Below are 245 nucleotides of genomic sequence, written 5' to 3'. Positions count from 1 at the left end.
ATCCCACTCATACAACATCGCTCTTCGGCCGCCGAACAAACGCCGCACGTGAACATGGTGTCCGACGAGATCACGGATCGTCTTATTCAAACGCTGCGGATGCTGCGTGATCAAAATGAAATCCACGCCGAAATGGCGATGCACGTGCAGCTTCTCAATATCCTCAGTCGGCTTCACGCTCACCGAAACCGGAGGCCAAATGCGCTGCACTTCATCGATCACGATCAAATCATTTGGCTGACAAT

General features: G+C 52.2%; 1 protein-coding gene. It reads right to left on the bottom strand.

Annotated features, from left to right (window positions below; all coding sequences use genetic code 11):
- On the bottom strand, nucleotides 1–222 hold a 222-nt coding region (locus SB756_RS33945; RefSeq protein WP_410913744.1), incomplete at its 3' end, for a zonular occludens toxin domain-containing protein.
- Nucleotides 223–245 lie beyond the last annotated feature (23 nt).

Origin of the sequence: Pseudomonas sp. SIMBA_068 (assembly GCF_046534705.1) — a bacterium.
Taxonomy (GTDB): Bacteria; Pseudomonadota; Gammaproteobacteria; order Pseudomonadales; family Pseudomonadaceae; genus Aquipseudomonas; species Aquipseudomonas putida.
This window is presented reverse-complemented; position numbering and strand designations above follow the sequence as displayed.